The organism is Cupriavidus sp. USMAHM13 (assembly GCF_001854285.1).
Classification (GTDB): Bacteria; Pseudomonadota; Gammaproteobacteria; order Burkholderiales; family Burkholderiaceae; genus Cupriavidus; species Cupriavidus malaysiensis.
Genome location: NZ_CP017752.1, coordinates 3,020,667 through 3,039,198, shown reverse-complemented (window position 1 = coordinate 3,039,198; position 18,532 = coordinate 3,020,667). Strand labels below are relative to the sequence as shown.

Here is an 18,532-nt window from a genome sequence, read left to right as displayed (position 1 = left end):
TGAACTGAAGAGTTTGATCCTGGCTCAGATTGAACGCTGGCGGCATGCCTTACACATGCAAGTCGAACGGCAGCGCGGACTTCGGTCTGGCGGCGAGTGGCGAACGGGTGAGTAATACATCGGAACGTGCCCTGTTGTGGGGGATAACTAGTCGAAAGATTAGCTAATACCGCATACGACCTGAGGGTGAAAGCGGGGGACCGCAAGGCCTCGCGCAATAGGAGCGGCCGATGTCTGATTAGCTAGTTGGTGAGGTAAAGGCTCACCAAGGCGACGATCAGTAGCTGGTCTGAGAGGACGATCAGCCACACTGGGACTGAGACACGGCCCAGACTCCTACGGGAGGCAGCAGTGGGGAATTTTGGACAATGGGGGCAACCCTGATCCAGCAATGCCGCGTGTGTGAAGAAGGCCTTCGGGTTGTAAAGCACTTTTGTCCGGAAAGAAATCCTTTGGGCTAATACCCCGGAGGGATGACGGTACCGGAAGAATAAGCACCGGCTAACTACGTGCCAGCAGCCGCGGTAATACGTAGGGTGCGAGCGTTAATCGGAATTACTGGGCGTAAAGCGTGCGCAGGCGGTTTTGTAAGACAGGCGTGAAATCCCCGGGCTCAACCTGGGAATGGCGCTTGTGACTGCAAGGCTAGAGTGCGTCAGAGGGGGGTAGAATTCCACGTGTAGCAGTGAAATGCGTAGAGATGTGGAGGAATACCGATGGCGAAGGCAGCCCCCTGGGACGTGACTGACGCTCATGCACGAAAGCGTGGGGAGCAAACAGGATTAGATACCCTGGTAGTCCACGCCCTAAACGATGTCAACTAGTTGTTGGGGATTCATTTCTTCAGTAACGAAGCTAACGCGTGAAGTTGACCGCCTGGGGAGTACGGTCGCAAGATTAAAACTCAAAGGAATTGACGGGGACCCGCACAAGCGGTGGATGATGTGGATTAATTCGATGCAACGCGAAAAACCTTACCTACCCTTGACATGCCACTAACGAAGCAGAGATGCATTAGGTGCCCGAAAGGGAAAGTGGACACAGGTGCTGCATGGCTGTCGTCAGCTCGTGTCGTGAGATGTTGGGTTAAGTCCCGCAACGAGCGCAACCCTTGTCTCTAGTTGCTACGAAAGGGCACTCTAGAGAGACTGCCGGTGACAAACCGGAGGAAGGTGGGGATGACGTCAAGTCCTCATGGCCCTTATGGGTAGGGCTTCACACGTCATACAATGGTGCGTACAGAGGGTTGCCAACCCGCGAGGGGGAGCTAATCCCAGAAAACGCATCGTAGTCCGGATCGTAGTCTGCAACTCGACTACGTGAAGCTGGAATCGCTAGTAATCGCGGATCAGCATGCCGCGGTGAATACGTTCCCGGGTCTTGTACACACCGCCCGTCACACCATGGGAGTGGGTTTTGCCAGAAGTAGTTAGCCTAACCGCAAGGAGGGCGATTACCACGGCAGGGTTCATGACTGGGGTGAAGTCGTAACAAGGTAGCCGTACCGGAAGGTGCGGCTGGATCACCTCCTTTCCAGAGCGTGCATTCCGAGTCGAGCACTCACACTTATCGGTTGTTTGTTGTTGCGGCCAGGACATGGCCAAATGCAAGTGCTTGATATCGAGCGCTTGCATTTGGCATTGCCAAGCGAAGAAATTCGGCTGTTCTTTAACAATATGGGATGTAGTAAAGGTGTCGTGAAGCCTTGATGAGAGGCTGAAGTAACCAACACGATACCGGGTTGTGATTGTATCAACCAAAGTATTTAAGTGATCGAAAGATGACTTGGAATACGGCACAAATGCGAGAACTCAACCTGTAATGAGCGTTTCAAGCGCGAGCTTGAGACACACTCGTTATAGGGTCAAGCGAACAAGTGCATGTGGTGGATGCCTTGGCGATCACAGGCGATGAAGGACGCGGTAGCCTGCGAAAAGCTTCGGGGAGCTGGCAAACGAGCTTTGATCCGGAGATGTCCGAATGGGGAAACCCGGCCCGTATGGGTCATCCCTTGCTGAATACATAGGCAAGGGAAGCGAACGCGGCGAACTGAAACATCTAAGTAGCTGCAGGAACAGAAATCAACCGAGATTCCCAGAGTAGTGGCGAACGAAATGGGAACAGCCTTGTACTCTTTAGCAGCATTGTTAGCAGAACGGGATGGAAAGCCCGGCCATAGCAGGTGATAGCCCTGTATGCGAAAACAGCGTTGTGGAACTAGGTGTACGACAAGTAGGGCGGGACACGTGAAATCCTGTCTGAAGATGGGGGGACCATCCTCCAAGGCTAAATACTCGTGATCGACCGATAGTGAACCAGTACCGTGAGGGAAAGGCGAAAAGAACCCCGGGAGGGGAGTGAAATAGATCCTGAAACCGCATGCATACAAACAGTCGGAGCCTGGAAACGGGTGACGGCGTACCTTTTGTATAATGGGTCAGCGACTTACATTCAGTGGCAAGCTTAACCGATTAGGGCAGGCGTAGCGAAAGCGAGTCCGAACAGGGCGTTCAGTCGCTGGGTGTAGACCCGAAACCAGATGATCTATCCATGGCCAGGTTGAAGGTGCGGTAACACGTACTGGAGGACCGAACCCACTAGTGTTGAAAAACTAGGGGATGAGCTGTGGATAGGGGTGAAAGGCTAAACAAATCTGGAAATAGCTGGTTCTCTCCGAAAACTATTTAGGTAGTGCCTCGTGTCTCACCTTCGGGGGTAGAGCACTGTCATGGTTGGGGGGTCTATTGCTGATTACCCCGCCATAGCAAACTCCGAATACCGAAGAGTGCAATCACGGGAGACAGACATCGGGTGCTAACGTCCGGTGTCAAGAGGGAAACAACCCAGACCGCCAGCTAAGGTCCCAAAGATTGGCTAAGTGGGAAACGAAGTGGGAAGGCTAAAACAGTCAGGAGGTTGGCTTAGAAGCAGCCACCCTTTAAAGAAAGCGTAATAGCTCACTGATCGAGTCGTCCTGCGCGGAAGATGTAACGGGGCTAAGCCAGTCACCGAAGCTGCGGACGCACGCAAGTGCGTGGTAGGAGAGCGTTCTGTAAGCCTGTGAAGGTGTCTTGTAAAGGATGCTGGAGGTATCAGAAGTGCGAATGCTGACATGAGTAGCGATAAAGGGGGTGAAAGGCCCCCTCGCCGTAAGCCCAAGGTTTCCTACGCAACGTTCATCGGCGTAGGGTGAGTCGGCCCCTAAGGCGAGGCAGAGATGCGTAGCTGATGGGAAGCAGGTTAATATTCCTGCACCGTCGTATGATGCGATGGGGGGACGGATCGCGGAAGGTTGTCCGGGTGTTGGAAGTCCCGGTCCCTGCAGTGGAGAAGGCGCTTAGGCAAATCCGGGCGCGGGATTCAAGGCTGTGGGGCGAGCGACCATGTGTCGCGAAGCAATCGGAAGTGGTTCCAAGAAAAGCCTCTAAGCTTCAGTCATACGAGACCGTACCGCAAACCGACACAGGTGGGCGAGATGAGTATTCTAAGGCGCTTGAGAGAACTCGGGAGAAGGAACTCGGCAAATTGGTACCGTAACTTCGGGATAAGGTACGCCCTGGTAGCTTGACTGGCCTGCGCCAGAAGGGTGAAGGGGTTGCAATAAACTGGTGGCTGCGACTGTTTAATAAAAACACAGCACTCTGCAAACACGAAAGTGGACGTATAGGGTGTGACGCCTGCCCGGTGCCGGAAGATTAAATGATGGGGTGCAAGCTCTTGATTGAAGTCCCGGTAAACGGCGGCCGTAACTATAACGGTCCTAAGGTAGCGAAATTCCTTGTCGGGTAAGTTCCGACCTGCACGAATGGCGTAACGATGGCCACACTGTCTCCTCCCGAGACTCAGCGAAGTTGAAGTGTTTGTGATGATGCAATCTCCCCGCGGCTAGACGGAAAGACCCCATGAACCTTTACTGTAGCTTTGCATTGGACTTTGAACCGATCTGTGTAGGATAGGTGGGAGGCTTTGAAACCGGGACGCTAGTTCCGGTGGAGCCGTCCTTGAAATACCACCCTGGTTTGTTTGAGGTTCTAACCTTGGCCCGTGAATCCGGGTCGGGGACAGTGCATGGTAGGCAGTTTGACTGGGGCGGTCTCCTCCCAAAGTGTAACGGAGGAGTTCGAAGGTACGCTTGGTACGGTCGGACATCGTACCTAAAGTGCAATGGCAAAAGCGTGCTTAACTGCGAGACCGACAAGTCGAGCAGGTGCGAAAGCAGGACATAGTGATCCGGTGGTTCTGTATGGAAGGGCCATCGCTCAACGGATAAAAGGTACTCTGGGGATAACAGGCTGATACCGCCCAAGAGTTCATATCGACGGCGGTGTTTGGCACCTCGATGTCGGCTCATCTCATCCTGGGGCTGTAGCCGGTCCCAAGGGTATGGCTGTTCGCCATTTAAAGAGGTACGTGAGCTGGGTTTAAAACGTCGTGAGACAGTTTGGTCCCTATCTGCCGTGGGCGTTGGAATCTTGACGGGGGCTGCTCCTAGTACGAGAGGACCGGAGTGGACGTACCGCTGGTGTACCTGTTGTCTCGCCAGAGGCATCGCAGGGTAGCTATGTACGGAAGAGATAACCGCTGAAAGCATCTAAGCGGGAAACTCGCCTGAAGATGAGGATTCCCTGGAGGCTTGACCTCCTTGAAGGGTCGTTCGAGACCAGGACGTTGATAGGCTGGGTGTGGAAGCGCAGTAATGCGTTAAGCTAACCAGTACTAATTGCCCGTAAGGCTTGATCCTATAACCAGTGTGTTTCACTGGTTGACGTATCGCGTGTGCCCAGAACGGTGCCGATACCTCACAACCAAGACTACATCCCTATTCGCTGCGACGGCTCAACCCCGGCGCAGCAACCCTTAATGCCTGGTGACCATAGCGAGTCGGAACCACCCCTTCCCATCCCGAACAGGACCGTGAAACGACTTTGCGCCGATGATAGTGCGGACTACCCGTGTGAAAGTAGGTCATCGCCAGGCTCTCCCTCCCGCAAAACCCCTCGACAGCAAACGCTGCGAGGGGTTTTGTCTTTGCGGCGTGCCGGAACGTCGAGATGTCATGACAGTCGTGACCCTGCATGGACGCCTGCCGGGATTGCTCAGGACTCCCTGGGGGCTGACGCGAACGGCAGGCATTGTCGCTTTCCAAGGAACGCAGAAGGGCTAGCGATGGTCTATGCCTTGCATTCCGTTACAATGTTGTCCTGCAGCAAGACGCCATCCCAAGTTCGTCGCAACGTCGGCTGCACCGTCTCTCCTCCATGCGCGCCCTCTACCTGCTGTTCGCCGTCGCCTGCCTTTGCCTGTTGTCTTTCGGGACGACGGTGCCGGCGCACGCTGCCGGCGGGGCCTGCCCGGCTGGCGGCGCGCATGCAGCGACCCGGCCGGCGCTGCCTGAGCCGACCGTCGAGCGGACGGCGGAGCGTGCCATCGACCGCACTGTCGAGCGCGTAGCGCAGGGCAGCATGCTCGAACTGGTGCTCGACGACGAGGATTTTCCCGACTTCGGTGAGCCCGAGATGGCGGCCTCCGACGAGCCGCCGCCCGGTTACTGTGATATCTGGGCGGCCGACCTGCTCGATCCGCTCGACGTCCTCGACGAAATCGAGGAATCCGGTGCGCTGTTCGTGCTGCCCCAGGTCAGCCTGGCACAGGCGCCCGATTTTCCCCCGTCTTCTTGCCCGGGCCGCGCTGACGCGCTGCCTGCGGCCTGCTTCAAGCCTCCCCGAAGCCTTTCCGCCTGAGGCGCCTCGCCGGCGCCGCGCGCTCGGCACCTGCGCGTGCCGCGCGTACCCGCTATTCCCATTCGACTGATTCCGCCGCACGGCCTGAGCGCTTGACCGCCTGAGGCCCGGCCCGTCCGCCCGTCCGCCTGTTCGCCAGTCGGCGAGGGCGGGAGCCGGCTTGCCGTCGCCCCTGGGGCGATGGTGGCTGGCGCACGGCCGTGCGGCCTGTTTGCCTGTCCATGAAGACCACCACCACGCTAGTCTTGACCGCGTCGCTCGCGTTCGCCTTGCCGCCGGCGCAGGCTGGGACGGCCGCCGCCAGCGCACCCTCCGCGGCGGCTGCTGCCGCCCCGCCGGCCGCCGCGCGCTCCCCCGCCGACACCTTCTCCTTGTCCCGGCTCCTGGCGCTGGCGCAGTCGACCAACCAGGGGGCGCTCGCCGCCCAGGCCGGCGTCGACGCCGCCAGCGCGGCCGTCACCAGTGCCCGCGCCTATCCGAACCCGCAGGTCGAGGTGCTGTACGGCCGCCTGTCGGGGCGCACGGCCGGTGTGGCGAGCGGCAGCGCGCCCACCTATGCCATCACGCAGAAGTTCGACTACCCGCGGCAGCGCAGCCTGCGCGAAGAGATCGCGCGGCGACAGCTCGATGCCACCCACGCCGGCCGCCAGGCCTGGCGCGCGGACCTGTCGGCGCGCGTCAAGCAGTCCTTCTATGAGACCCTGCGCCGCGAGAGCGAGCTGGCCGCGGCACGCGAGGACCTGAGCATGATGCGGCAGATCCATGCCCGCGCCCGCCTGCGTGTCGACGTGGGCGAGGCGCCGCGCTATGAGCTGATCAAGGCCGAGACCGAACTGCTGACCGCGCAGAAGACCAGGCAGGCGGCGCAGCTGCGCGTGGAGCAGGCGCGCGCCGCGCTGCGCCAGCACGTGGGCGGTGCCATGCCGGCCGATTTCGCACTCAGCGGCTCGCTGGGCGATGCCGTGGCGCTGCCGCCGCTGCCGCGCCTGCGCGAGCAGCTCGGCAGCGAGAGCGCCGAGCTGGCGCAGCGCCGCATGGAGCTGGAACGGGCGCGGTTGGCGGTCGACTACCAGCGCTCGCTGCGCCTGCCCGAAGTGTCGCTGCGCGCGAGCACGGAGCGGCAGCCTGACAACACGGTCACCCAGGTCGGCCTGGTGCTGACCATTCCGCTGTGGGATCGCCGCAGCGGGCCGGTCAACGAGGCCGTGGCGCAGGCCGCCCAGGCGCGCAGCACGCTGGAGGCGCGCGAATTCGAGCTGAGCCAGGAACTGGAGACGGCCTATCACCAGATGGAGGCGGCCCAGGCCCAGGTCACGGCGCTGGAGTCCGGCATCGTGCGCCAGGCCGAGTCCGCGCTGGCCGTGGCGGAGTCCGCTTACCGCTTCGGCGAGCGCGGCATCCTCGACTACATCGACGCGCAGCGCGTGCTGCGCAGCGCCCGCGGCGAATTGATCGCCGCTCAGTACGAGCTGCAGCTCGCCGCCATCCAGATCGAGAAATTGCTGTCGACGGTGCCGTCGACGCCCGCATTCACCGGACTCCAATGACCATGCGCCCGAACTTTTCCCTTTCGCTGCTGGCTTGCGCCGCGGCCTTCGCCGTGCTGACCGGCTGCTCCGACCAAGCGGCCCCGGCGGCCGAGCCGGCCAGGCTGCCGCCGGGCATCGTCAAGCCCGAAGAGACACTGCAGAAGACGCTGAAGGTGGCGCCGGCCGCCACCAGCGCCTTCAGCGAGATGCTGCGCGTGGCCGGCCGCATCGATTTCGACGAGCAGCGCGTGGCGCGCATCGGCGCCAGTGTGACCGGCCGCGTCACCGACCTGTATGCCATGCTCGGCCAGGAAGTGAGGGCCGGCCAGGTGCTGGCGCGCCTGCACAGCAGCGAGCTGGGCACCGCGCAGATGGCCTTCCTCAAGGCCGAGGCGCAGACCGAGCTGCAGGCGCGCAACGCCGAGCGCGCGCGCCAGCTGTACGCCGCCGACGTGATCGGGCGCGGCGAGCTGCAGCGGCGCGAGAGCGAGTATGCGATCGCCTCGGCCGAGATGCGCGCCTACCGCGACCAGTTGCGCGTGCTGGGTATGTCGCAGGGTGCCGTCGCCGAGCTGGCCCGCAGCGGCAGCATCGACTCTTATTCACCGGTGTTCTCCAGTGTCAGCGGCACCGTGGTCGAGCGCAACGTGGCCCAGGGCCAGGTGGTGCAGCCGGCCGACGCGCTCTATACGGTGGCCGACCTGTCGCGCGTCTGGGTCGTGGCCGAAGTGCCGGAGCAGCAGGCCGCGCTGGTGGCGGAAGGGCAGAGCGTGGACATCGAGGTGCCGTCGCTGGCCAATGGCGCCGGTCACGACCGCATCACCGGCAAGCTGATCTACGTCGGCCGGGTAGTCAATCCGCAGTCGCGCACGGTGCTGGTGCGCACCGAGCTGGAGAACAAGGAAGGACGGCTCAAGCCGGCCATGCTGGCCAGCATGCTGATCGCCAGCAAGGCGGTGGACCAGCTGGTGGTGCCCGAGTCGGCCATCGTGCGCGACGGCGGCGATGAACTGGTCTACGTGGAGCAGCCTGGCGGACAGTATCGCCTGACCAAGGTCAAGCTCGGCGCCGAGAGCGATGGCATGCGCGTGGTGCAGGGCGGTATCCGCGCCGGCGACCGCATCGTGGTCGAGGGGGCCTTCCACCTCGACAACGAGCGCAAGCGACTCGAACAGGGGTAAGCCGCCATGATCCGATCCCTAGTACAGGCCGCCATCAAGCAGCGGCTGGTGGTGTGCGTGCTCGCCGTGGTGCTGTTCGCGTTCGGCCTGGGCGCGGCCAAGAAGCTGTCGGTGGACGCTTTCCCCGACGTGACCAATGTGCAGGTGCAGATTGCCACCGAGGCGATCGGCCGCTCGCCCGAAGAGGTCGAGCGCTTCGTCACGGTGCCGGTCGAGATGGCGATGACCGGTCTGCCGGGCCTGCAGGAAATGCGCTCGCTGAACAAGCCCGGGCTGTCGCTGATCACCCTGGTCTTCACCGATGCGACCGACGTCTACTTCGCCCGGCAACTGGTGATGGAGCGGCTGATCGAGGTGGGCGGGCGCATGCCGGAAGGCGTGGCACCGGTGCTGGGCCCGGTCTCGACCGGCCTCGGCGAGGTCTACCAGTACACGCTCGACCATGCCGATGACGGCGAGCGCGAGCTGACCCAGGAAGAACTGGCCGAGCGCCGCATCGCCCAGGACTGGGTGGTGCGCCCGCTGCTGCGCTCGATCCCCGGCGTCGCCGAGATCAACTCGCAGGGCGGCTACGTGCGCCAGTACCAGGCGCTGGTCAATCCCGACCGCATGCGCCACTACCAGGTCTCGGTGCAGCAGGTCTACCAGGCGCTGGCGCGCAACAATGCCAACTCCGGCGGCGGCGTGCTGCCGCACTACGCGGAGCAGTACCTGATCCGCGGCGTGGGCCTGGTGCGCGGCCTCGACGATATCGGCAGCATCGTGCTCAAGGAGATCGACGGCACGCCGGTCTACGTGCGCGACGTGGCCGAGGTCAAGATCGGGCACGAGGTGCGCCAGGGCGCGCTGATCAAGGACGGGCGGACCGAGGCGGTCGGCGGCATCGTGATGATGACGCGCGGGGGCAACGCCAAGGAGGTGGTGAGCCGGGTCAAGGCGCGCGTGGCCGAGATCAACGCGCGCGGCATGCTGCCGGGCAAGCTGCAGATCGTGCCTTACTACGACCGCAGCGAGCTGGTGGACGCCGCGCTGTGGACGGTGACCAAGGTGCTGCTCGAAGGGGTGGTGCTGGTGGTGATCGTGCTGTTCCTGTTCCTGGGCGACGTGCGCTCCTCGGTGGTGGTGCTGGCGACGCTGGTGCTGACGCCCCTGTTGACCTTCATGGTGATGAACCAGGTGGGGCTGTCGGCCAACCTGATGTCGCTGGGGGGGCTGGCGATCGCCATCGGCCTGATGGTGGACGGCTCGGTGGTGGTGGTGGAGAACGCCTTCGAGCGGCTCGGCCATTGCGACAAGACCGGCATGAGCAAGACCGAGATCCTGGTCAAGGCGGTCGGCGAGGTGGCCACGCCGGTGATCGTCGGCGTCGGCATCATCATCCTGGTGTTCCTGCCGCTGATGACGCTGTCCGGCATGGAAGGCAAGATGTTCGCGCCGCTGGCCTTCACCATCTCGATCGCGCTGGCGATCTCGCTGATCCTGTCGCTGACGCTGTCGCCGGTGCTGTCGTCCTACCTGCTCAAGGGCGGGGCCGAGCACGACACCCGCGTGATCGCCTTCCTCAAGCGCCACTACCTGCGCCTGCTGCACTGGGCGCTGGCCAACAGCCGCAAGACTGTTATCTGCGCGGTGGGCGCCTTCGCCGCCGCCATCGCGGTGGTGCCGCTGCTGGGTACTTCCTTCATCCCCGAGATGAAGGAGGGTTCGATCGTGCCGGCGCTGGATCGCGTGCCGAACATTTCGCTGGAGGAGTCGATCAAGCTGGAGAGGGAGGCCAACAAGCTGGCCTTGTCGGTGCCGGGCGTGAAATCGGTGGTGTCCGGCGTGGGCCGTGGCGAAAGCCCGGCTGACCCGCAGGGCCAGAACGAGTCGACGCCGATCGCCAGCCTGAAGGACCGCGACGAGTGGCCCGACGGCTGGACCCAGGACGATATCGCCAATGCCATCCGCGATAAGCTCAAGGCCATTCCCGGCGCGCAGATCGTGATGGCGCAGCCGATCTCCGACCGTGTCGACGAGATGGTCAGCGGCGTGCGCTCCGACGTGGCGGTCAAGGTCTTCGGCGACGACCTCGGCAAGCTGCGCGAGCTGGCCGGCGAGATCGCGCGCGTGGCCGGGGGCATCGCGGGGGCGCAGGATATCCGCATCGAGCGTGTCACCGGGCAGCAGTACCTGTCGATCGAGATCGACCGCCAGGCCATTGCGCGCTACGGGCTGAACGTATCGGATATCCACGACCTGATCGAGATCGCCATCGGTGGCAAGCGCGCCACCGACGTCTTCGAGGGCGAGCGCCGCTTCAGCGCGGCGGTGCGCCTGCCCGAGGCCTTCCGCGGCAATGTGCAGGCGATCCGCCAGTTGCTGGTGACGGCGCCCGACGGCGTGCAGGTGCCGTTGCAGAGCGTGGCGAAGATCGAGGTCAACGACGGTCCGGCGCAGATCAGCCGCGAGATGGGCAAGCGCCGCGTGGTGGTGATGATCAACGTCAACGGACGCGACCTGGGCGGCTTTGTCGGCGAGCTGCAGCAGGCCGCATCCGCCAAGGTCAAGCTGCCGGACGGCTACTACCTCGAGTGGGGCGGCCAGTTCCAGAACATGGAACGTGCCATGGGCCACCTGAAGATCATCGTGCCGGTCACCATCGCCGCGATCTTCTTCCTGCTGTTCCTGCTGTTCAACTCGCTGCGCCTGGCCACGCTGATCATCACCGTGCTGCCGTTCGCCTCGATCGGCGGCGTGATCGGCCTGTTCGTCACCGGCGAGTACCTGTCGGTGCCGGCCTCGGTGGGTTTTATCGCCCTGTGGGGCATGGCGGTGCTGAACGGCGTGGTGCTGGTGTCCTACATCCGCTCGCAGCGCGAAGCCGGCGTGCCGGTGGCCGAGGCCGTGGCACTGGGCGCGACCCAGCGCTTCCGCCCGGTGATGATGACGGCCACCATCGCCATGCTGGGCCTGGTGCCCTTCCTGTTCTCCAACGGCCCGGGCTCCGAGGTGCAGCGCCCGCTGGCGGTGGTGGTGATCGGCGGCCTGATCACCTCGACGCTGCTGACGCTGGTGATGGTGCCGGTGCTGTATCGCTGGTTCGACGACAAGAAGGCGGATCCGGTGCGGGACGCGCCCGTGTAAGCGCAGCCGCCAGCCCTGATTTCCGCTCAGGCCGGCAGCAGCGCGGCACGCGCCGCCGCCAGCACCTCCTCGCTCAAGCGCTCCAGCAGGCCGGACGCCGCGCGTGCGTATTGCCAGTGCAGCGGCACGTCCAGCGGCGTGTCCGGCACCAGTTCGACCAGCGAGCCGTCGGCGAGATGGGGGGCGATCAGCCCCAGCGGATGCAGGCCCCAGCCCATGCCGGCCAGCGCTGCGGTGACGAAGGCCTGCGACGAGGGCAGGGCGTGGCGCGGCAGCTCAACGTGCCGGTGGCACAGGCGCCGCGCCCAGTGCGCTTGCAAGGCGTCCTTGCTGTTGAACACCAGGCTGGGCGCCCTGGCCAGCGTACCGGCGCCGACGCCGCTGGCGAAATGGTGGCGCACGAAGGCGGGGCTGGCCGCCGCCAGGTAGCGCATGGCGCCCAGCGGGCGGCTGTTGCACCCGGCGGCCGGGTGCGCGGTGGCCGTCACCGCGGCCAGCACGGCGCCGCTGCGCAGCCACTCGGTGGTGTGGTCCTGGTCGTCCACCGTCACGTCCATCAGCACGGGGTGCGCCGCCGCGAAGGTGGCGATGGCCGGCGCGGCCCAGGTCGCCAGGCTGTCGGCGTTCACCGCCACCGGCAAGGTCACGCGCGCCAGCCCCTGCGGGGCGAGCGCCGGCAGTGCCCCCTGCAGTTCTTGCTCGAGCAGGCGCACGCGGTCGACGTGCTGGCACAGCCGCCGTCCCGTTTCCGTGGCCCGGCAGGGTTGCTCGCGCACCACCAGCGGGCAGCCGACGCGCTCCTCCAGCTGCCGGATGCGCTGCGAGATGGCCGATGGTGTCACATGCAGCGCGCGCGCCGCCCGCTCGAAGCTTCCTTCCCGAACCACGGCAACCAATGCCGCCAGCGCCGAGTAATCCAGCATCGATGAAGTTCCGCTAATGTTGATGTAGGAAAGATAGTTTGGCTTCATCCAAGGAGGCTGGCAAGCTGGCGCCATGATGAGCCTTCCACCTTCCACCACCGCTCCGCTTGCCATGTCCGTCGTGCTGCAGGGCCTTGCCCTCGGCCTCGGGCTGATCGTCGCCATCGGCGCGCAGAATGCCTTCGTGCTGCGCCAGGGCCTGCGCCGCGAGCATGTCGGCAGCGTGGTGCTGTTCTGTGCGCTGGCGGATGCCTTGCTCATCTGCGCGGGTGTGATGGGCATGGCCCAGGCCCTGGGAGAGCGTCCCGGCCTGGCGCGCGTGCTGGCGCTGGCCGGCGCGGTCTTCCTAGCCGTCTATGGCTTGCAGGCCTGGCGGCGTGCGCTGCAGTCCCACCGGCTGCAGGCCGCGGCGGGCGGCATCGGGGCCGGCCGGGGCGCGGTGCTGGCCCAGGCGGCGGCGTTCACCTTGCTCAATCCGCACGTCTATCTCGATACGGTGCTGCTGGTCGGCAGCATGGGCGCGCAGCAGCCGGCGGCGCTGCGCGGCTGGTTCGTGGCGGGCGCGAGCGGGGCCAGCCTGCTCTGGTTCGGACTGCTGGGCTTCGGCGCGCGCCGGCTGGCACCGTGGTTCGCCCGGCCGAAGGCCTGGCAGGTGCTGGATGCGTTGATCGGCGCGACCATGTTCGCGCTGTCTGCGCTGCTGGTGCGCCATGTGGTGCTGGGCTTCTGAGGCGGGGCGCGCGGCGCGCGCGGTGCTCAGCCCAGCTTGAGCCCGCCGTGCGCCAGCAGCTGGCGGAACACCGCCAGCCGCGCGTCGCCGGTCTGCGCCAGCCGCTGGCAGACGTGCGCGTGGCTGGCCTTGTCGCTGTGTCCCTGCAGCGCTTCCTGGCACTCCAGCTCCGAGATTTCCAGGTGGACGCCGCTCAGGATCGCGCGGCCCTTGCCGACGCGCGCACTGACGATGGCGGGGGGCGTGCCGCCGAGATCCGCATAGACCGCCAGCACCTGCGTGCCGGCGCCGGGCGCCGCGTCGAAATCGAAACGGCAGCCGCCGTGGTAGTGCGTATACAGCGCCAGCGGTGCCGGCGACAGGTGGTCCGTGGTGCGCAGCGTCACCGCTGCGGTGGTGCGCGGCGTGCCGTCGTAGAGGAGGCCTCCGGTCAGTTCCGGCAGCGAACCCACCGCGACCGCGTCGACGAAGCTCAGCTCGCGCGGGCCGCAGATCGCGCCGCGGGTGCCCGCATGGAAGGCCAGCTCCCGGCAGGCATAGTAGGCCCCCGCGCAGATGCCGAGATAGGTGCCGCCGGCTTCGACGAAACGCCGGATACGCGCGTTGGGCGCGCCATTGAGCGCCGCGCAGTAAGGCAGGTCGGCGCCGCCCGGCATCACGAACATGACCGCGTGGTCGAACAAGGTCGGGTCCAGCCGGATATCGGCGGCCATCACCGTGCGCATCTCATATTCGCCGGGATGCAGCTGCTGTCCGATGGTCCGCATCAGGCAGGCGGTCCAGTCGGATGCGCCGGCGTCGATGTAGGTAAGGATCTGGGGTTTCGGCATGCGGATTCCGGAGCGATCGTGGCGTTGCGGCGCCGGGGTTCCTGCGCAGTCTAAGCCAGATTCCGCCGGCCCGGGCTGCGTCGACGCGGCATCGGCGTGTCCGCGCCCTGCACAGGGTTTTGACCCTCGTTATATACCTCTATATATTTCGATCTGTGCTTGCGGTGCGGCGGCCCGGCCCGCCGCACCGCTCCCGCCGTTCCTGCCGCCCGTACCCCATGAACCGTTCGCTGCTGATTCTCGACGCCTTTGCCGCCCATCCGGGCGATCTCGTCGCGCGCGCGCTCGCCGGCGTGCTGGAGAGCGCCGCAAGCGGGCGCCTGCCCGCGTTCGCGCAATGGCTGGGCCTGCCCAGCCAAGAGTTCCGCGTCTTGCTCGACCGGTACTTTCCCGGCGCGGCGGCGGCGGGCTGGGCCCCCGATGCGCCGAACGTGGATGCCGCGGCGCTGCCCTGCGAATTCGCCGACCTGGTGGACATGCTGTGGGACGGGCGCAGTCCCGGCCGCGACGGCGTGGCGGTGCGCTGGACCGCCCATGCGCTGGCATCCGGCTGCTTCGGCGGAGGACATCTGTGGGAGGACATGGGGCTGGGCGGACGCGATGATGTCTCGGACCTGCTGCGCACCCGGTTCGCGCCGGTGTTCGCCGCCAACACCACCGATATGAAGTGGAAGAAGTTCTTCTACCATCGCGTCTGCGCCCGCCTGGACCTGCATCCCTGTCCCGAGCCGTCCTGCAGCCGTTGCGACCACTATGCGCAATGTCACGGCCCGGAAGGCCGGGCGGGGGCCGTGCCGATCCACGGCCCGGCTAGCCAAGCCAGCGCTGCCGCGCCAGCAGTTCGGTAAAGCCCGCCACGCTGAGCGGGCGCGACAGGTAGTAGCCCTGCACCTGGTCGCACCCCATCAGCGCCAGCGCGCGCAGCTGGCGCGCGTTCTCCACACCTTCCGCGACCACCTGGATGCGCAGCCGCTTGGCAAGCCGGATCAGCGCCAGCAGCAGGCGATGCGCCCGCGTGTCCTCGCTCTCCAGCGCGCTGATGAAGACCCGGTCGATCTTGATCTGGTCCACGTCCAGCTCATGGAGATGGAGCAGGTTGGAGTAGCCGGTGCCGAAGTCGTCGATGGCGACGCCGACGCCGATCGCGCGCAGATGGCCGAGCAGGCCCTTCATATGCGTGGACGCGCCGATGCGGGTGGACTCGGTGACCTCCAGCATCAGGCTGGCGGCCGCCAGGCCATGCCGCGCCAGGGCTTCGTGCAGGCAGCCGGCGAGGTCGCCTTCGCTCAGGTGGCTGAGCGAGATATTGACCGCCAGCGGGGGCGGCGAGAAGCCGGCCTGGCGCCATGCGGCCAGTTGCCGGCAGGCCGCATGGATGACCCAGCCGGTCAGCGGCGCGATCTGGCCGCCGGCCTCGGCGACCGGGATGAACTCGTCCGGCGGGATGTTGCCCAGGCGCGGGTGGCGCCAGCGCAGCAGGCATTCGGCACCGGTCAGCTCGCCCAAGGCCGTGCCGAACTTGGGCTGGAACATCAGGTGCAGTTCGTCCAGCTGCATGGCGCGCGCGAGGCCGGCCTCGATCATGCCCGCGCGTGAGGCGCCGTGCCTGCCGTCGTAGCCTTTGCCGGCGCTCATGGCGCGTAGTACGTGTGGCGGGTTTCGCGCGGCGGATCGGCGGGCGCGGTGCGATCGCCACTCTCGTGCCATGCCGGCGCAGGTTCACCGAGCAGGCGGCGCAGGAAGGCATCCGGCACCAGCGGGGGCGCGATGGCGTCGCCCTGCAGCGCATCGCAGCCGAGCGTGCGCAATGCGACCCGCTGCGGGCGGCTGTCGACGCCGCGCGCGCCGATCTCGAGGTCGAGGGCCCGCGCCACCTCGATTGCCGCCGACACGATCGCCATGCCGCGCGGCTCGGGCAAGGCGAGGGTGCCGACCAGCCGCGGATCGATCCACAGTTCATCGATGGGCATCTCGCGCAGCAGTCCCAGCGTGGAGTAACCATTGCCGAAGCCGGCCAGCGCGATACGTGCGCCGAGCGCGCGCAGGCTGGCGAATCCGGGCTGGCACTGTTCCGCTGCCTGCGCGACCACGCTTTCCGGCAGCGCCAGTACCAGGCGGCCCGCGCCGATGCCGTGCTGGCGCAGCGCGTCGAGCACGCGCTTCTGGGCATGTGGCACGGACAGTTCGCCTAGCGAGGCGCGCAGGTGGATGCGGAATGGTTGCGGGGCCAGGTGGCTCCAGCGCTTCAGGTCGGCCAGCACGGTGTCGAGCAGCCAGTCGCCCAGGGCGGCGCGCATGCCGCAGTGGCGTGCCACGCGCGCCAGCAACGGGGGCGGCAGCACCCCATACAGCGGGTGCTGCCAGACCGGCTCCACCTCCGCCGCGCACCAGCGGCCGTTGCGTCCGGCGACGATGGGCCGCAGCCGCAGCGCCAGTTCTCCTCGCCGCATCGCTGCGGGCAATTCCCGCCCCAGCAGCGTTTCATCGGGCGGCGGCGCGTGGTCTTTCGGCGCATCCTTCATGGCCGGGACGCCTTCCTGTTGGCCACGGCCAGGCCGGAGCGGCAGGTCCGCGCAAGCAGGGTGGACCCGCTCGGTGCGAGGAACGGGACATGCGGGGCGGCGGGGCCGGCAAGGCGGCTGGCGGGAAATGGGCGGAACAATGTCATCGCGCTGGCGATGCAGTGGCAGGAAGCGGTATCGACGTGGATCCGGTTCGCAGACTAAGAGAGGCGGGCGCTTGAACATGCCCCCGGAACGGAGGGATCGTCGGTGCGGCATCTCTCCCGGGCGCCGTGGCGGCGAATACACCCCGCGCGCGAGGGGAGTGTCGAGGCGGTCGGGGAGCGTCCGGGCTGACACATGCACAGCATATGGGCCCATGAGACAGCAGGCGTGTCCGGCACGACACGTGGAGCGGTCGATGGCGGAGGCAGCGTCCTGCTTCTTGTTGCGGCAGCGCAAAAATTCCTTGACTATCTATCTACCAGTAGATACCATGTGTTCATGGATCGCTGCTTCCCCTCCGCCACCGGCGGCAGGAAAGAAAAAGAGGATCCAGCGCGACATCGGGGATTTCCCCGTTTTTTCAGGACCGGTTCTCTATCTACAGGTAGATGCAAGTAGATACCTAACCGGCCCGGCACCAAGCGCCGCGCCGCAGACCAACCGGATCCCGATCGCGTGGATTCTTGCTAGACAAGGAGAGCATCATGAGCACCAACAAGACCTTCACCAAGACCCTGATCACCGCCGCCGTGCTGGCTGCCGCCGTGCTGGGCGGCCAGGCCTACGCCTCGGGCCCGAAGGACAGCGGCATCTCGGGCGACCGCTACGGCTACGTGTTCCGCGGCAATGACGCGCGCAGCGTCTACACGGACGGGGCCAAGGCGGGCAAGGCCGATCCGTACACGGACGGCGCCAAGGTCGGCAAGTTCGACCCGTACACCGACGGTGCCCGCATCGTGGCAGGCCTGGACCGCAGCGGCGTGTCGTCGGAGCCGGCCCGCAAGGCCGACCCGTACACGGATGGCGCCAAGGTCGGCAAGTTCGACCCGTACACCGACGGCGCGCTGGCCTGATGTGGATGGCGGGGTGGTGGCGGCCCCTGGCCGGTGCCGCCCCGCGTTAGCAGGTGAGTGGAGAAGCGATCATGAGACTGCGGGATAGCGTTCTGATCCTGGCCGGCTGGGTGTTCCTGTGCCTGGCCAGCGGCTCGCTCGTGACCCTGGCGGCGCAAGTGCTGCCGGCGTGAGCGCGGTGCGGGCTGTATGTGCGGATGCACATAGGATATGCTTGAGACTCTATCGATAGATAGATAAGATCGCACCATGAAAACCCAAACCGTCCGTGAACAACTGCTCGAGCACACGCTGGTGCTGATCCGCCGCCGCGGCGTGAACGGCTTCAGCTATCGGGACCTGGCCGAACTGGTCGGGGTCAAGACCTCGAGCATCCACTATTACTTCCCCTCCAAGGACGACCTGGTGCTGGAGGCGGTCAAGGAATACAGCGCCCGCGTGCTGGAGCGCATGAAGGCCGTGGATGCGCTGGAGTCGCCTCAGGAGCAGGCGCGCGCCTATCTCGAGGCCCTGCGCACGGCGGCTTGCGGCAGCGACCAGATCTGCCTGGCGGGCATGCTGGCGAACGAGGCCCTGAGCCTGTCGGACGACGCACAGTCGGTGATCCGCGAATTCTTCCGTACCCAGGAACTCCGCCTGGCGAAGATGCTGGAGCGCGCGCAGCAGCAGTACGGCAAGGTACTGCCGGTGCCGCCGCTGGCCCTGGCGCAGGTGATCTACGCCGCCTTGCAGAGCGCGGTGGTGTCGAACCGCCTGTTCGGTTCGCCGGAGCGGCTGGAGGCAGCGGGCAAGCTGCTGGTGGCTTACGCTTCGCCGGATCCGGTCCAGGTGGCGCGGGCGGAAGTGGCGACGGCATCCTGATCCGCGGCACGCCTGCGCGCGCGGCAATGCG

At 65.4% G+C, this 18,532-nt stretch carries 12 protein-coding genes and 3 rRNA genes; 11 read left to right on the top strand and 4 right to left on the bottom strand.

What is annotated here, in order from left to right; genetic code table 11:
* Position 1: 1 nt before the first annotated feature.
* The 7 genes from BKK81_RS31530 to BKK81_RS31500 all read left to right on the top strand — a co-directional run bounded on the left by BKK81_RS31530 (position 2) and on the right by BKK81_RS31500 (position 11,577).
* Positions 2–1,533 (top strand): 16S ribosomal RNA (locus BKK81_RS31530).
* A gap of 329 nt (positions 1,534–1,862) precedes the next feature.
* Positions 1,863–4,741, top strand: a 23S ribosomal RNA gene (locus BKK81_RS31525).
* A gap of 122 nt (positions 4,742–4,863) precedes the next feature.
* Positions 4,864–4,977, top strand: a 5S ribosomal RNA gene (rrf, locus tag BKK81_RS31520).
* The 16S, 23S and 5S rRNA genes sit together here, the layout of an rRNA operon.
* Before the next feature lie 281 nt (positions 4,978–5,258).
* Positions 5,259–5,741: a hypothetical protein gene (locus BKK81_RS31515; protein WP_071021218.1), complete on the top strand. Its 483-nt coding sequence runs from the start codon at positions 5,259–5,261 to the stop codon at positions 5,739–5,741.
* Positions 5,742–5,962: 221 nt separating this feature from the next.
* Entirely contained in the window at positions 5,963–7,288 is a 1,326-nt protein-coding gene (locus BKK81_RS31510) for a TolC family protein (protein WP_071021215.1), read from the top strand.
* A gap of 2 nt (positions 7,289–7,290) precedes the next feature.
* On the top strand, positions 7,291–8,451 hold the full coding sequence (locus tag BKK81_RS31505) for an efflux RND transporter periplasmic adaptor subunit (protein ID WP_071021212.1): 1,161 nt from the start codon (positions 7,291–7,293) through the stop codon (positions 8,449–8,451).
* Between the two features lie 6 nt (positions 8,452–8,457).
* Positions 8,458–11,577 carry an efflux RND transporter permease subunit gene (locus BKK81_RS31500; RefSeq protein ID WP_071021209.1) on the top strand — a complete coding sequence of 1,040 codons (3,120 nt, stop codon included), beginning with the start codon at positions 8,458–8,460 and terminating at the stop codon, positions 11,575–11,577.
* A 26-nt stretch (positions 11,578–11,603) separates the two neighbouring features.
* Here the strand turns inward: BKK81_RS31500 and BKK81_RS31495 are convergent, their stop codons facing one another.
* Complete coding sequence (locus BKK81_RS31495) at positions 11,604–12,500, bottom strand: LysR family transcriptional regulator ArgP (RefSeq protein WP_071021206.1); 897 nt, start codon at positions 12,498–12,500, stop codon at positions 11,604–11,606.
* A 73-nt stretch (positions 12,501–12,573) separates the two neighbouring features.
* Between BKK81_RS31495 and BKK81_RS31490 the strand changes: the two genes are divergently transcribed.
* On the top strand, positions 12,574–13,230 hold the full coding sequence (locus BKK81_RS31490) for a LysE/ArgO family amino acid transporter (RefSeq protein WP_071021203.1): 657 nt from the start codon (positions 12,574–12,576) through the stop codon (positions 13,228–13,230).
* A gap of 26 nt (positions 13,231–13,256) precedes the next feature.
* On the opposite strand, the gene BKK81_RS31485 is transcribed toward BKK81_RS31490, so the two are convergent.
* The gene (locus BKK81_RS31485; RefSeq protein WP_071021202.1) at positions 13,257–14,060 is read right to left on the bottom strand and encodes a BPL-N domain-containing protein; all 804 of its coding nucleotides are present in this window, start codon (positions 14,058–14,060) and stop codon (positions 13,257–13,259) included.
* 218 nt (positions 14,061–14,278) lie between these two features.
* On the opposite strand from BKK81_RS31485, the gene BKK81_RS31480 reads away from it, so the two are divergent.
* Positions 14,279–14,908 (top strand): nitrogen fixation protein NifQ, encoded by a 630-nt coding sequence (locus tag BKK81_RS31480; RefSeq protein WP_083384637.1) that lies wholly within the window; start codon positions 14,279–14,281, stop codon positions 14,906–14,908.
* Here BKK81_RS31480 and BKK81_RS31475 read toward each other — a convergent pair.
* Both BKK81_RS31475 and BKK81_RS31470 read right to left on the bottom strand, forming a co-directional pair.
* Positions 14,871–15,695 carry an EAL domain-containing protein gene (locus tag BKK81_RS31475; RefSeq protein WP_071021198.1) on the bottom strand — a complete coding sequence of 275 codons (825 nt, stop codon included), beginning with the start codon at positions 15,693–15,695 and terminating at the stop codon, positions 14,871–14,873. The genes BKK81_RS31480 and BKK81_RS31475 overlap by 38 nt on opposite strands.
* Positions 15,692–16,582 (bottom strand): EAL domain-containing protein, encoded by an 891-nt coding sequence (locus tag BKK81_RS31470; protein WP_071021196.1) that lies wholly within the window; start codon positions 16,580–16,582, stop codon positions 15,692–15,694. Before BKK81_RS31470 ends, BKK81_RS31475 begins: the two co-directional genes overlap by 4 nt.
* Positions 16,583–17,271: 689 nt before the next feature.
* Between BKK81_RS31470 and BKK81_RS31465 the strand changes: the two genes are divergently transcribed.
* Both BKK81_RS31465 and BKK81_RS31460 read left to right on the top strand, forming a co-directional pair.
* Positions 17,272–17,640 carry a hypothetical protein gene (locus tag BKK81_RS31465; protein ID WP_071021193.1) on the top strand — a complete coding sequence of 123 codons (369 nt, stop codon included), beginning with the start codon at positions 17,272–17,274 and terminating at the stop codon, positions 17,638–17,640.
* A gap of 249 nt (positions 17,641–17,889) precedes the next feature.
* Complete coding sequence (locus BKK81_RS31460; protein ID WP_071021190.1) at positions 17,890–18,501, top strand: TetR/AcrR family transcriptional regulator; 612 nt, start codon at positions 17,890–17,892, stop codon at positions 18,499–18,501.
* The last annotated feature ends 31 nt before the right edge of the window (positions 18,502–18,532 follow it).

Bases quoted from the DNA above. Each gene is read 5' to 3' on its own strand.
- BKK81_RS31515 (WP_071021218.1), top strand. From the start codon at position 5,259: ATGCGCGCCCTCTACCTGCTGTTCGCCGTCGCCTGCCTTTGCCTGTTG.
- BKK81_RS31510 (WP_071021215.1), top strand. From the start codon at position 5,963: ATGAAGACCACCACCACGCTAGTCTTGACCGCGTCGCTCGCGTTCGCC.
- BKK81_RS31505 (WP_071021212.1), top strand. From the start codon at position 7,291: ATGCGCCCGAACTTTTCCCTTTCGCTGCTGGCTTGCGCCGCGGCCTTC.
- BKK81_RS31500 (WP_071021209.1), top strand. From the start codon at position 8,458: ATGATCCGATCCCTAGTACAGGCCGCCATCAAGCAGCGGCTGGTGGTG.
- BKK81_RS31495 (WP_071021206.1), bottom strand. From the start codon at position 12,500: ATGCTGGATTACTCGGCGCTGGCGGCATTGGTTGCCGTGGTTCGGGAA.
- BKK81_RS31490 (WP_071021203.1), top strand. From the start codon at position 12,574: ATGATGAGCCTTCCACCTTCCACCACCGCTCCGCTTGCCATGTCCGTC.
- BKK81_RS31485 (WP_071021202.1), bottom strand. From the start codon at position 14,060: ATGCCGAAACCCCAGATCCTTACCTACATCGACGCCGGCGCATCCGAC.
- BKK81_RS31480 (WP_083384637.1), top strand. From the start codon at position 14,279: ATGAACCGTTCGCTGCTGATTCTCGACGCCTTTGCCGCCCATCCGGGC.
- BKK81_RS31475 (WP_071021198.1), bottom strand. From the start codon at position 15,695: ATGAGCGCCGGCAAAGGCTACGACGGCAGGCACGGCGCCTCACGCGCG.
- BKK81_RS31470 (WP_071021196.1), bottom strand. From the start codon at position 16,582: ATGAAGGATGCGCCGAAAGACCACGCGCCGCCGCCCGATGAAACGCTG.
- BKK81_RS31465 (WP_071021193.1), top strand. From the start codon at position 17,272: ATGAGCACCAACAAGACCTTCACCAAGACCCTGATCACCGCCGCCGTG.
- BKK81_RS31460 (WP_071021190.1), top strand. From the start codon at position 17,890: ATGAAAACCCAAACCGTCCGTGAACAACTGCTCGAGCACACGCTGGTG.